Raw genomic sequence first — 13198 nt, 5'->3', positions numbered from 1 at the left:
ATTTCGTGAGTCTGGGTGAGTTCAACCTGCGAGAGAGATCTGAATGGCTTACAAGAAAAAATACGCTGTGATGGCGTTGGTGGGTGTTTGTGCGGCCTCCAGCTTGGCTTGGTGGATGCAAAATAAAATGGGTACTGCCAGCGATGGCACCCAGCCCGGGGCCTCCAGCACGGCCTCCAGCACGGCCTCCAGCACCACGGGAACTCCTGCGGGTCCGGCCAAGCCGACAGCGGTGGAAGTGGCCAAAGTCGAAAAACTGACCTTGGTGGACGAAACACAAGCCGTGGGCAGTCTGCGCTCCCGGCAAGGCGTGATGCTGCGCCCTGAAGTGGGTGGGCGCGTCAAACAAATTTTCTTCAACGACGGCCAACGCGTGCGCAAGGGCCAGTTGATGGTTCAGTTTGAGGACCAACTCCAACAAGCCCAGCTGTCTCAGGCCAAAGCCGAGTTGTCGATTGCCGAGGCCAATCACAAACGCAACCAAGAGTTGGTGGCGCAAAACTTCATCAGCCAGCGATCGGTGGATGAAAGCGGCGCTGCCTTGGAGGTCACGCGTGCCAAACTGGCCTTGGCCGATGCCACGCTGCAACGCCTCAAGGTGCTGGCGCCATTTGATGGCATCACCGGTCTCAAGCAAGTCAACGTCGGCGACTATCTCAAAGACGGCGCTGACATGGTGAACATCGAAGACTTGGATGCCGTGTTGCTGGACTTCCGCTTGCCAGAGCGTTTTCAAGCCAAAATCCGTGCGGGGCAAAAAGCCCAATTGACGGTGGATGCGTTGCCCGGACGTCCTTTCATGGCCATCGTGCAGGCGGTGGACCCCTTGATTGAGGCCAATGGCCGCTCTGTCGGTGTGCGCGGCTGCATCGACAACCGCCAACAACAATTGCGACCCGGCATGTTTGCCCGTGTGAACGCCGTGTTTGGCGCCCGCGAGAATGCGATGGTCATCCCTGAGGAGGCCATCATTCCTCAGGGCGGGCGCACTTTTGTGGTCAAGGTGGTGGCAGGGGAAAAACCTGACCAACTCATGTCGGAACGCGTTGCCGTCAAAACGGGCTTGCGCCAGCCAGGCAAAGTGGAAATATTGGAAGGCCTGGCAGCCGGTGACACGGTGGTCACAGCCGGCCACCAGCGTTTGCAAAAGGATGGCACCTTGGTGCGTGTGATCGACATGGCACAGGCCGCGGGTGGCAAACCGGCGAGCGCCCAAGGCCCAGCATCGGCGCCAGCGGGGGGCGCAGCTTCGGCGCCTGCTGCAGGTCCAGCAGGTCAAGCCCCCAAAAGCACCGGCCCCAAGGGGGCGAGCACCAACAACGCGGCCTTGTCTGGCCCCAACCCTTGCTTGAGGGGTGCCGATGCAGCTCGCTGAAACAACCATAAGGCGGCCTGTTCTGGCCGTTGTGATGTCCTTGCTGATTGTGTTGATTGGTGCAGTGAGCTTCAAAAGCCTCTCATTGCGTGAGTACCCGAAGATCGATGAACCCACCGTCACGGTGACGACCCGTTATGTGGGCGCTTCGGCCGAAGTGATTGAGTCGCAGGTCACCAAACCGCTGGAAGATTCGATTGCGGGCATTGATGCGGTGGATGTCATCACCTCCATCAGTCGGGCCGAGCAGTCGCAAATCACGGTGCGTTTTCGCCTAGAGAAAGACGCCGATACGGCTGCCGCAGAAGTGCGTGACCGCACCTCCCGTGTACGAAACCGTTTGCCTCAAGCGATTGAAGAGCCGGTCATCGCCAAGGTGGAGGCCGACGCCTTTCCTGTGATTTGGCTGGCTTTTTCAAGCGACACCTTGAATGCTCTGCAAATCAACGATTTGGTCAATCGCGTGGTCAAGCCGCGCTTGCAAACCGTCACCGGGGTGGCCGATGTGCGGATTTTCGGTGAGCGCAAATACGCCATGCTGGTTTCACTGGACCATGCGCGATTGTCCGCCTTCAAACTCACGCCGCAAGACGTGGAAGATGCCATCCGCCGCAGCAATTTGGAGTTGCCCGCGGGGCGCATTGAGTCCAGCAACCGCGAGTTCAGCGTGTCCTCTCAAACCGACCTGACCCGGCCGGGCCAGTTTGGTGACATCGTGATTCGCAACGTCAACGGCTTCCCGGTCAAATTGCGTGATGTGGCCCAGATCAAGGAAGATGCCGCGAATGACCGAAGCGTGGTTCGCCTGAACGGAAGGCCTGCGATTTCTGCGGGCGTGATCCGTCAAGCCACGGCCAACCCTTTGGAATTGTCCAAAGGGGTGCGCGAGATGATTCCTCGTCTCAAAAGCGATTTGCCTGGGGACATGTCGATCGATGTGGCCAACGATAACTCTGTTTTCATTGATAAATCCATCAAGAACGTGTTCCAAACCATCGTTGAGGCGGTGGTCTTGGTGGCCTTGGTCATTTTTGTATTCTTGCGCACCCTGCGTGCCTCCATCATCCCGATCATCACCATCCCCGTCAGTTTGATTGGCGCATTTGCCATGATGGCTTTGGCGGGTTTCACCATCAATACCTTGACCTTGTTGGCGCTGGTGCTGGCCATTGGTCTGGTGGTGGACGATGCGATTGTGGTGCTGGAGAACATTTACCGGCACATCGAAGAGGGCTTGGACCCGTTTTCTGCGGCCATCAAGGGCGTGCGAGAAATCAGCTTTGCCGTGATTGCCATGACCTTGACACTGGCTGCCGTGTTCGCGCCTTTGGCATTCACACCCGGGCGCACGGGTAAGTTGTTTGGCGAGTTTGCCCTGGCATTGGCCGGTGCTGTCATGGTGTCCGGTTTTGTGGCCCTGACGCTGACCCCCATGCTCAGCTCCAAACTGCTGCGGCACAATCCCAAACCGAGTTGGTTTGACCGCACCATGGAACGTTTGCTGACGGCTTTGTCGAACGGTTACGCCCAGCTCCTGAGTTTCATCTTGAACCGTGCCCGTTGGGTTGTGGTGCTCGTGATGTTGGGCTCTGGCGTGGGCATTGCCCTGATTTACCCGACCATGAAGCAAGAATTGGCACCCCTAGAAGACAGGGGCACGATTTTGGCCACAGTCAATGCGCCCGATGGCTCCACGCTCCAATACACCGATCGGTACGCCCGGTCTTTGGAGAAAATTGGGCAGGCCTACCCAGAGTTTGACCGAATTTTTGCCAACATCGGTAACCCGACGGTGGGCCAAGGTACGGTCGTTTACCGAGCGGTGGATTGGGACGAGCGCAAGCGCACCACCCTTGAGATGGCGCGTGAAATGGGTGCCAAATTCAATGGTTTGCCGGGTGTCAACGCCTTCCCGATCACGCCCCCATCTTTGGGCCAAGGTTTCCGTGAGCGACCCTTGAACTTTGTGATTCAAACGTCAGACAGTTACCAAAATTTGAACCAACTGACGCGACAGTTCCTGGACGAAGTGGCCAAGAACCCGGGTATTTTGTCGCCCGATGTGGATTTGCGCTTGAACAAACCCGAGCTGCGCATCGAGGTTGACCGCGTCAAAGCGGCGGAACTGGGTGTCAGCATTGATGTGGTCGCGCGCACCATCGAGACCATGCTGGGCGGTCGTGTGGTGACCCGGTACAAACGCGATGCCGAGCAGTATGACGTGATTGTTCAAACACAGCCCTCGGCCCGCAATACGCCCGACGACATTGATGTGATTCAGGTGCGTGGCCGCAACGACACCATGGTCCCCTTGTCCAGCTTGGTGAAAGTGCGTGAAAGTGTGTCGCCGCGTGAGCTGAACCACTTTGGTCAGCGCCGTTCGGTCTCGATCACGGCCAACTTGGCCCCTGACTATTCCTTGGGTGAGGCCCTGAAGTTCATGGACGCAACCGCTGCCAAGTTGCTCAAATCCGGTTACACGACCGAGTTGAATGGCACATCGCGTGAGTTCAAAAACTCCCAAGGCGCTTTGGTCATCGTGTTTGTGTTGGCACTGTTCTTCATCTTTTTGGTTTTGGCAGCTCAGTTTGAGAGCTTCATTGATCCCTTGGTGATCATGTTGTCGGTGCCTTTGTCCATGATTGGTGCGCTGTTGGCACTCAAGTTCACGGGGGGGTCATTGAACGTGTACTCACAAATTGGTCTGATCACGCTGGTTGGCCTGATCACGAAGCACGGCATTTTAATTGTGGAGTTCACCAACCAGCTGCGTGAGCAAGGCATGGCCATGAAGGAGGCCTTGATCAAGGCCTCCTCACAGCGGCTGCGCCCGATTTTGATGACCACCGGTGCCATGGTGCTGGGTGCTGTGCCACTGGCGCTGGCAACCGGGGCCGGCGCTGAGAGCCGCACGCAAATTGGCTGGGTGATCGTGGGCGGCATGAGCTTGGGCACTTTGCTGGCCATTTTTGTGGTGCCCACCATGTATTCGTTGTTGGCACGCAATTCGGTGCCGGGTCCCAACAAATCGGTGGCCCATGATGAGCCGCACGAAGCGCCAGCCCATTGAGTGTCTTGTCAGGGGGCGTGTTGCCCCTGTGCCTCAACAAAAAAGCGGCCTAGGCCGCTTTTTTGTTGAGGGCAAGGGCGCGTGTTCAAAGGTGACCATCGAACATCATCACATCCACTTCCTCACCGACGGCCACATTGCCTTGCCCGTGGCCCAGCACAATGAGTCCGTTGGCTTGCACCATGGAGCTGAGCACACCTGAGCCCTGGTTGCCAGTGATGCTGACCTGCAAACACCCCGTTGAATCGGTGCTGACGATGCCGCGTTGGTATTCGGTGCGTCCGGGTTTCTTGCGCAGTGCTTCGGTACTTTTGGCTTTGAGCAGGGGCAGGGCAGGTGCTTGCCAGCCCATGAGCTGCTGCAGCGCGGGACGCACAAAGGCGGCAAAGGTGACCATGACAGCCACCGGGTTGCCGGGCAGGCCAAACAGCACCGCCGAGCGATGGCCCCGCGCAATGCGGCCCACCGCCATGGGGCGTCCGGGGCGCATGGCAATGCGCCAAAAAGCCACATCGCCCAGTTTTTTCATCATCGCCTTGGTGTGGTCGGCCTCACCGACGCTCACGCCGCCACTGGTGACGATGGCGTCAGCCTGTTCAGCTGCTGCCAAGAACGCTTGTTCCAATGCTGCGGGCTCGTCGCGTACCACGCCCATGTCGATCAGCTCGCAGCCCAGGTCCTGCACCATGCCCGCAACCGTATAACGGTTGCTGTCATACACCGCGCCCTCACGGGGTGCCTCGCCTAAGCTCAGGATCTCATCGCCAGTTGAAAAGTAAGCCACTTTGGGTCTGCGCCAAACGCTGACGCTGGGCAAACCGAGGCTGGCCAGAAGACCACAGGCCGCGGGGGCCAGGCGCGTGCCAGCGCGCAGGGCAGGTTGCCCGGCCATCAGGTCTTCACCCAGGAGTCGGCGGTTATCGCCCACTTGCAGCAGGCTCGGTGGCATGTGCACGGTGTCGCCATCTACTTGCACCAACTCTTGCGGTGCCACCGTGTCCAATCCCGCGGGCATGATGGCCCCGGTCATGATGCGCACGCATTCGCCTGCGTTCACCGTGCCTTGCCAGGCGGCGCCGGCAAAAGCGGTGCCGACCACTTTGAATGGTGTCGGGCGATCGGGCCGCAGTTCTGCGCCACGCAGGGCGTAGCCATCCATGGCCGAATTGTCGTGCGGCGGCACACTGATGGGCGAGACCACGTCGTGCGCCAAGATGCGGCCATGGGCCTGCATCAGGGGTATGGACTCGTGTTCGCGCACAGCTTGTACCAGCTGCGCCAGAAAGTCGTTCACATGGCTGGCCGACAGGGCTTGGGGGTCGTAGCCTTGTAGGCGTTCGGCGATTTCGGTGAGCGACGGTGTGCAGGGCAGGGAGGAGGGCTGTGGCGTGGTCATGGTCTGAGCAGCCACGGCAAGCGTGGCCGTGGGAATTTCACAGGGCTTCGAGTTGTTGCAACTCGGCCAAGGTGTTGGCATTGGCAAAGGCTTGCGGGCTGTCGCCGGGCAAGTCAAAGGGCACGATGGCGCAGCGGTGCTGGCCTGTCCAAGCATCGATCTTGCGGCCACCGCTCTGGGTGAATTTCACCAAGCTTTCAAGCAACTCGGTTTTGAGCAGGCAAAACACCGGTTGCGGACGCACCGCGCCATCGGTCTCGGGCGCGGCAGCCATGGCCACGTCGGCGTCTTGGGCCTGCAGGGCTTGGAACAGGCGCTCAGCCAGATCGAGCGGAAACAGCGGCGTGTCGCAAGGCACCGTGAGCAAGAGCGGCGTTTCGCAGCGTTCCAGGCCTGTCTGAAAGCCGGCCAAGGGCCCTGCATAACCGTCGATGCTGTCGGGCCAAACGGGCACACCCAGCGACTCGTAGGCCGCCAAGTTGCGGTTGGCGTTGATCAGCACCTCTTGCAGTGGCAGACTTTGTAATTGCAGACGCATCAGGGTTTGCAAGGCCAGAGGGAGGCCATGGAAGTTTTGCAGGCCTTTGTCGCTGCCGCCCATGCGCGAGCCGCGCCCACCGGCAAGGATGAGGCCGGTGATCACCGGTGCGTCATGGTTCATGGCTTTTAGCCTCCGATGTAGCTCATTTCCACCCGGCGGCCAGCGCCGCTGGCGGTGTCCGGTCCTCGCAGGCTGCGCAGCACCGAGTATTGGTCGGTGCGCCCACGCCAAATCGCATCCACCGTGGCAGCCAGCACCAAGTCGTTTTGGGCCGGGTCGCGCACGAGTTGGCGCAGGTCATAACCCTGGCTGGCAAACAGGCACAGGTACAAGCGCCCTTCGGTGGACAGCCGGGCACGATTGCAGTCGCCACAAAAAGCCTGCGTGACACTGCTGATCACGCCGATCTCGCCCAAAGAGGGGTCGTGCTCGCCTTGCGCATTGGCATAGCCCCAGCGCTCGGCCGTTTCGCCTGCGACAGCGGGGTCCAGCGGCACCAGCGGTAACTCGGTCTGCAGCAGGCGAATGACCTCAGCGCTGGGCAGCACCTCGTCCATGCACCAGCCGTTGGTGGCACCCACGTCCATGTATTCAATGAAGCGCAGCACAATCCCCGTGCCCCGAAAGTGCCGAGCCATGGGCAAAATTTCGTGTTCATTGGTGCCACGTTTGACCACCATGTTGACCTTGATAGGGCCCAACCCCACAGCACGCGCTGCCTCGATGCCGGCCAGCACCTCGGCCACAGGGAAGTCGACATCGTTCATGCTGCGGAACACGGCATCGTCCAAGCCATCGAGGCTGACGGTGACGCGTTGCAGTCCGGCGTCTTTCAGGCTTTGAGCTTTGCGGGCCAAAAGCGAGCCGTTGGTGGTCAGCGTCAAATCGAGTGGCTGACCGTCTGGTGTGCGCAGGGCCGCCAGTTGGGCGATCAGGATATCGATGTTCTTGCGCAGCAAAGGCTCACCGCCCGTGAGGCGGATTTTGCGCACGCCCCGGCCGACAAACACGGTGGCGATGCGAGTGATCTCTTCAAAGCTCAGCAAATGGCTGTGCGGCAGGTAAGCGTAATCTTTGTCAAAGATTTCCTTGGGCATGCAGTAGCTGCACCTGAAATTGCACCGGTCTGTCACGCTGATGCGCAAATCGCTCAAGGGGCGGCGCAGACCGTCCAAGGGCAGCGCACTCAGACCGTGCCCCGCGGCAAGGGGGGGGAGAGGCAAACTGGGGTGGCGCTGGTCAACCAGCGGAATGACGCGTTCTGACATAAGCGATGATTGTGCCCGAGCAACACCGCCTTGGCGTGGGCAGGGTCATGCTTATTGTGCCCCTCAGCCGTGCGCAATGGCCACCGTTTTGAGGGTGGTGAAGCCCAGCAGTGCCTCTAGGCCTTTTTCTCGGCCATAGCCTGAAGACTTGACGCCGCCAAAAGGCAACTCCACGCCACCGGCTGCGCCATAGTTGTTGATGAACACTTGGCCGCTGTGCACACGTTTGGCCATGCGGAACTGGCGGCCGCCATCACGCGTCCAAATGCCCGCCACCAAACCGAAGTCGGTGGCATTGGCCAATGCCACGGCGTGGTCTTCGTCTTTGAAGGCCATGGCCGACAGCACGGGGCCAAACACCTCTTCTTGCGCCAAACGGTGCATCACGGGAACGTCGCGCAACAGCACTGGCGCTTGGTAAAAGCCACCTGCGGGCACGCCAGGGGCGATCTGGCCTTGAGCCACGGTAGCGATGCCGTCAGCCCGGGCTTGGTTCAGGAAGTTGGCCACCCGCTCCAGCTGGCTGGCGCGGATCAAGGGTCCCAAATCCAAGTTCATGGCTGCCGAGCCCACTTGCAAGCGGCTGAAGGCGTCACCCAGTCGTTCTAAGAGCGGTTCATAAATGCCTTGTTGGATCAACACACGCGAACCGGCGCTGCAGGTTTGGCCTGCGTTTTGCACGATGGCGTTGACCACCACGGGAATGGCCGCATCCAGATCGGCGTCATCAAAAATGATTTGGGGGCTTTTGCCGCCCAGCTCCAGCGTGACCGGGCAATGGCGTTGTGCGGCCACCTGCTGGATGAGTGTGCCCACCCGGGGGCTACCGGTGAAACTGATGTGGTCAATGCCGGGATGGCGGGCGAGCGCCTCACCCACTTCGTGGCCATAGCCGGTCACGATGTTCAAGGCCCCCGCCGGAAAACCGACTTCGGCCGCCAGCTGCGCCACGCGGATCAGGCTCAGGCATGCGTCTTCAGAGGGTTTGACCACGCAGGCGTTGCCCGCAGCCAAAGCCCCGCCCACGCTGCGGCCAAAAATTTGCATCGGGTAATTCCAGGGAATCACATGGCCGGTGACGCCATGCGGCTCACGCCAGGTGAGCACGCTGTAGCCATTTTGGTAGGGCAAGGTTTCGCCATGCAGTTTGTCACACGCTCCGGCATAAAACTCAAAATACCGGGCCAAGGCCACTGCATCGGCCACCGCTTGTTGGGTGGGTTTGCCGCAGTCGCGCTGTTCCAGTGCCGCCAATTCGCTGGTGTGATCTGCCACTTTGCGGGACAACGCCATCAGCAAACGCCCGCGTTCCACACCATTGAGTTTTCCCCAGGGGCCGTTGAAGGCAGCCCGCGCCGCCAGCACCGCCTGGTCGATGTCGGCCCCTTGACTGCGCGCAATCTGAGCGAACGCTTGACCATCGGACGGGTCCAGCACGTCGATGGTTTGGCCGGCCAGGGCGGGCATGGATTGGTTGGCGATGAAGTTGTGGCGCATGGTGCCATTGTCGGCTCAAGTGCAGCCTTGGAAATCACACGCGAGACATCACCCCCAACACGCGCAGCAGGCTCAGGGCTGTCAGATCGCGTTCATCTTGCGTCGCGGTTTTCGCAAGCCCTGTGAAAGTAAAATCGGGGTTAATCCCTAGGATTTTTCGATTCCTCTTAACTTTCAAAAGCAGACACCATGTCCCTGAACAAAGTCACCCCCGGTAGCAAAGTGCCCGACGCATTCAATGTGATCATCGAAATTCCGATGAACTCTGACCCTGTGAAGTACGAAGTGGACAAAGAGTCTGGCGCTTTGTTTGTCGACCGTTTCATGGGCACCGCCATGCACTACCCCACCAACTACGGTTACGTGCCCCAGACCATCGCCGGTGACGGCGACCCAGTGGACGTTTTGGTGATGACGCCTTTCCCACTGCCCCCCGGCGTGGTGGTGTCTTGCCGTGCCATTGGCATTTTGTTGATGGAAGACGAAGGCGGCATGGACGGCAAGATTTTGGCGGTACCCACCGAGAAAATTTTGCCGATCTACGCCAACATCAAAGACTTGGCCGATGTGCACGAGTTGCAACTCAAGCAGATCGCCCACTTCTTTGAGCACTACAAAGACCTGGAAAAAGGCAAATGGGTCAAGGTCAAGGGCTGGGAAGGCGTGGAGTCCGCCGCCAAGGAATTGATGGACGGCATCGCCAATTACAAAAAGGCCTGATGGGCCTGTCCCAGCGGCCTCTGTGTGAAGCGCTGGATCCGCAAAACGCCTGCCTGGTTTGCGCCGCGCAGGCTTTTTTTTGGGGGGGTCAATGGGACTTTTTCAGCGGTGAGTGCTGTTGAAGGGCTTCCATGTAGTTGTCAATGCCCGCTTTTTCGCGCTCCAAATACCGCGCCACCGCTTCCGAAAAGGACGGGTGTGCCAGCCAGTGGGCGCTGTGCGTGGGGGTGGGCAGCAGGGCGCGGGCCATTTTGTGCTCCCCTTGTGCACCGCCCTCAAAACGCTGGACGCCGTTGGCGATGCACCATTCAAGGGGTTGGTAGTAACAGGCCTCAAAGTGCAGGCAGTCCACACGCGCGAGCGCGCCCCAGTAACGGCCATAGGCCACGTCGGGCTGTCCCGCGGCGTCCAAATGCAGACCGATGAGGCTGATGCCGATGGCTTGGTCCCTGTGTTGCGCCACAAACAAGAGCCAGTTGGCGGCCATGTCACGCCGCATGGCGTCGAAAAACTCAGGCTTCAAATAGGGCGCGTTGCCGTGTTCCCAATAGGTTTGCTGGTAGCAGCGCAACAAAAGGGCCCAGTCATCGCCCGTCATGTCGGGGCCACGCACGGTGCGAAAGCTGACACCCGCCTCCTGCACTTTGCGCCGCTCTTGCCGGATTTTTTTGCGCTTTTCCTGGTTCAGGCTCCCCAAAAAGTCATCAAAGTCGCGCCAGCCAAGGTTTTGCCAATGGAATTGCACCTGGCTGCGCTGCAGCAGCCCGGCTTGCTCGCAGGCCCGCAGGTCTTGCGGGCTGCCAAACAGGATGTGCAGCGAGGGGATGTTGTGGGTTTGGCAGATGTCCAGCAAGGCGGCCAGCAGTGCTTGACGGGCGGCATCGGTCTCGGCCAGCAAGCGGCTGCCGGGCACGGGCGTGAAGGGTGAGGCCACCAGCGCCTTGGGGTAATAATTCAAGCCGTGGCGTTCATAGGCGTCGGCCCAAGCATGGTCGAACACATATTCGCCGCGTGAATGGGTCTTGAGGTAGAGCGAGCAGGCGGCGGCCAATGTGGGCCCCGTGGGGGTGTCCCGCCACAAACTGATCACTTGCAGGGTCCAGCCGGTCTCGGGCACGGCCGAACCGCTGGCGTGCATGGCTGACAAATAGGCATGCTGCATGAAGGGCGATGGGGCATCCTGCTGGGCAAGCAAGCCGTCCCAAGCCTCGGGCGTTATGCCGCTCAGATCGTCCTGCACCCGGGTGACATAATTCAAGCTCAAATTTTCCAGCACCTGTATGACTCTCCAAATTCGTGTGGCCCAGCTCAACTTTGTCGTCGGTGACATGCCGGGCAACGCCCGCAAAATCATCGACGCCGCCACTGCAGCTTATGCGCAGGGTGCCAGGCTGCTGCTCACGCCCGAGCTGTCGATTTGCGGCTATGCAGCCGAAGACCTGTTGCTGCGTCCAGCCTTCATTGACGCCTGCGATGATGCCTTGAAAACGGTGGCCCGCGAACTGGCTGGGTTAAAGGGCTTGCATGTGGTGGTGGGCCACCCCGAAGGTGGTGGCTTGCGCACCCGCAGTGTGGCCGTGACGCGCCGCCACAACCGCGCGAGCGTCTTGTGCGAGGGGCGAGTGGTTTGTGCTTACGACAAGCGCGAGCTGCCCAACTACCAGGTGTTTGACGAGCGCCGCTACTTCACGCCCGGCCATGGCGTTGGCGTGTTTGAGGTGGAGGGCGTGCGCGTGGGTTTGCTCATTTGCGAGGACGCTTGGTTTGACGAACCTGCCCGCTTGGCGCGAGACGCGGGCGCGCAAATGCTGGCGGTGCTGAACGCATCGCCTTTTCATGCAGGCAAAGGCCCGGAGCGTGAGCAGCGCATGCGCGAGCGCGTGGCCGACAGCGGTTTGCCCCTGATTTATGCACACTTGGTCGGTGGGCAAGATGAGGTGATTTTTGAAGGCCGCTCTTTTGCCTTGAACGCGCAGGGCCACGTGGAGGCACGGGCTGTGGGCTTTCGTGAAGCGTCCATGACTGTGCAGGTTCAAGTGACAACCACAGGTGTCGAGCTCAGCGCTGCACCCGAATCCTTGGTGCCCATGGCCAATGCCGATGCCGAGTTGTGGGATGCGCTGGTGTTGGGGGTGCGCGACTATTTGGGCAAAAACGGTTTCAAGGGCGCGATTTTGGGCCTGTCGGGCGGTATCGACTCGGCGCTGGTGTTGGCGATTGCAGTGGACGCCATCGGGGCCGATAAGATCCACGCGGTGATGATGCCTTCGCCTTACACGGCCGACATCAGCTGGATTGACAGCCGAGACATGGTCAAACGTTTGAACGTGCGTTACGACGAGATGTCGATTGCCCCCTTGTTCGATGGCTTCAAGCAAGCGCTGTCGGTGCAGTTCGAGGGCCTGAAAGAAGACACCACCGAAGAAAACATCCAGGCCCGCATTCGCGGCACCCTGCTCATGGCGCTGTCCAACAAGACCGGGGCGATTGTGTTGACCACCGGCAACAAGAGCGAGATGGCCACCGGCTACTGCACGCTGTATGGCGACATGGCAGGCGGTTTTGCGGTCATCAAGGATGTGGTCAAGACCCGCGTGTTTGACCTGGCCCGCTGGCGAAACCTTCATGACCCGTATGGCACGGGCAGCCAGCCGATCCCCGAGCGCATCATCACCCGCCCGCCCAGCGCTGAGTTGCGCCCCGACCAAAAAGACCAGGACAGCCTGCCTGCGTACGAGGTGCTGGATGCGATCATCCAGCGCTACATGGAAAACGACGAGGGCGTAGAAGCGCTGATTGCCGATGGCTTTGAGCGGGACGATGTGGAAAAAGTCACGCGCCTGATCAAGCTCAACGAGTACAAACGCCGCCAGTCGCCTGTGGGGATTCGCGTGACGCACCGCAGTTTTGGCAAGGATTGGCGTTATCCTATGACTAACAAGTTTCGCGCCTGATTTCGGGCCAACCCCATTGATTGAGGATTTTTCCCATGAAACAGATCACAGCCGTCATCAAACCCTTCAAACTGGAAGAAGTGCGCGAGGCCTTGGCCGAATGCGGTGTGACCGGTTTGACCGTGACCGAAGTCAAGGGTTTCGGCCGCCAAAAAGGCCACACTGAGCTGTACCGGGGTGCCGAGTATGTGGTCGACTTTTTGCCCAAGGTCAAGGTCGAGGTGGTGGTGAAGAACGAAGACGTGGACAGCTGTGTGGATGCCATCATCAAGGCTGCCCGCACGGGCAAGATCGGTGACGGTAAGATTTTTGTCACCTCAGTCGAACGCGTGGTGCGCATCCGCACCGGTGAGCAGGACGAAACCGCGATCTGAAGC

10 protein-coding genes are annotated in these 13198 nt (G+C 59.9%); 5 read left to right on the top strand and 5 right to left on the bottom strand.

What is annotated here, in order from left to right; translation table 11 throughout:
- Positions 1-43 precede the first annotated feature (43 nt).
- The gene (locus ACHEXK_RS09035) at positions 44-1375 is read left to right on the top strand and encodes an efflux RND transporter periplasmic adaptor subunit (RefSeq protein WP_416545403.1); all 1332 of its coding nucleotides are present in this window, start codon (positions 44-46) and stop codon (positions 1373-1375) included.
- Complete coding sequence (locus ACHEXK_RS09030) at positions 1362-4445, top strand: efflux RND transporter permease subunit (RefSeq protein ID WP_416545401.1); 3084 nt, start codon at positions 1362-1364, stop codon at positions 4443-4445. Before ACHEXK_RS09035 ends, ACHEXK_RS09030 begins: the two co-directional genes overlap by 14 nt.
- An 85-nt stretch (positions 4446-4530) precedes the next feature.
- Here the strand turns inward: ACHEXK_RS09030 and glp are convergent, their stop codons facing one another.
- From glp to ACHEXK_RS09010, 4 genes are all read right to left on the bottom strand, one after another.
- Positions 4531-5841 carry a gephyrin-like molybdotransferase Glp gene (gene glp / locus ACHEXK_RS09025; protein ID WP_416545399.1) on the bottom strand — a complete coding sequence of 437 codons (1311 nt, stop codon included), beginning with the start codon at positions 5839-5841 and terminating at the stop codon, positions 4531-4533.
- A gap of 37 nt (positions 5842-5878) precedes the next feature.
- Positions 5879-6502 carry a molybdenum cofactor guanylyltransferase MobA gene (gene mobA / locus ACHEXK_RS09020; RefSeq protein ID WP_416545397.1) on the bottom strand — a complete coding sequence of 208 codons (624 nt, stop codon included), beginning with the start codon at positions 6500-6502 and terminating at the stop codon, positions 5879-5881.
- 5 nt (positions 6503-6507) lie between these two features.
- Complete coding sequence (moaA, locus tag ACHEXK_RS09015) at positions 6508-7650, bottom strand: GTP 3',8-cyclase MoaA (protein ID WP_416545395.1); 1143 nt, start codon at positions 7648-7650, stop codon at positions 6508-6510.
- Positions 7651-7713: 63 nt separating this feature from the next.
- On the bottom strand, positions 7714-9147 hold the full coding sequence (locus ACHEXK_RS09010; protein ID WP_416545393.1) for an aldehyde dehydrogenase family protein: 1434 nt from the start codon (positions 9145-9147) through the stop codon (positions 7714-7716).
- A 189-nt stretch (positions 9148-9336) separates the two neighbouring features.
- Here ACHEXK_RS09010 and ppa point away from each other — a divergent pair, with 189 nt between their 5' ends.
- Positions 9337-9867, top strand: coding sequence for an inorganic diphosphatase (gene ppa, locus ACHEXK_RS09005; protein ID WP_416545391.1), 531 nt, complete (start codon positions 9337-9339; stop codon positions 9865-9867).
- 88 nt (positions 9868-9955) lie between these two features.
- On the opposite strand, the gene ACHEXK_RS09000 is transcribed toward ppa, so the two are convergent.
- Positions 9956-11143 (bottom strand): GNAT family N-acetyltransferase, encoded by a 1188-nt coding sequence (locus ACHEXK_RS09000; RefSeq protein ID WP_416545389.1) that lies wholly within the window; start codon positions 11141-11143, stop codon positions 9956-9958.
- Positions 11144-11147: 4 nt separating this feature from the next.
- Between ACHEXK_RS09000 and ACHEXK_RS08995 the strand changes: the two genes are divergently transcribed.
- On the top strand, positions 11148-12821 hold the full coding sequence (locus tag ACHEXK_RS08995; RefSeq protein ID WP_416545387.1) for an NAD+ synthase: 1674 nt from the start codon (positions 11148-11150) through the stop codon (positions 12819-12821).
- 35 nt (positions 12822-12856) lie between these two features.
- The gene (locus ACHEXK_RS08990) at positions 12857-13195 is read left to right on the top strand and encodes a P-II family nitrogen regulator (protein WP_416545385.1); all 339 of its coding nucleotides are present in this window, start codon (positions 12857-12859) and stop codon (positions 13193-13195) included.
- Positions 13196-13198 lie beyond the last annotated feature (3 nt).

Source organism: Limnohabitans sp. DCL3 (assembly GCF_048019295.1).
Taxonomy (GTDB): Bacteria; Pseudomonadota; Gammaproteobacteria; order Burkholderiales; family Burkholderiaceae_C; genus Limnohabitans_A.
The sequence above is the reverse complement of the archived record's forward strand: the minus strand, read 5'-3'. Positions and strand labels throughout refer to the sequence as shown.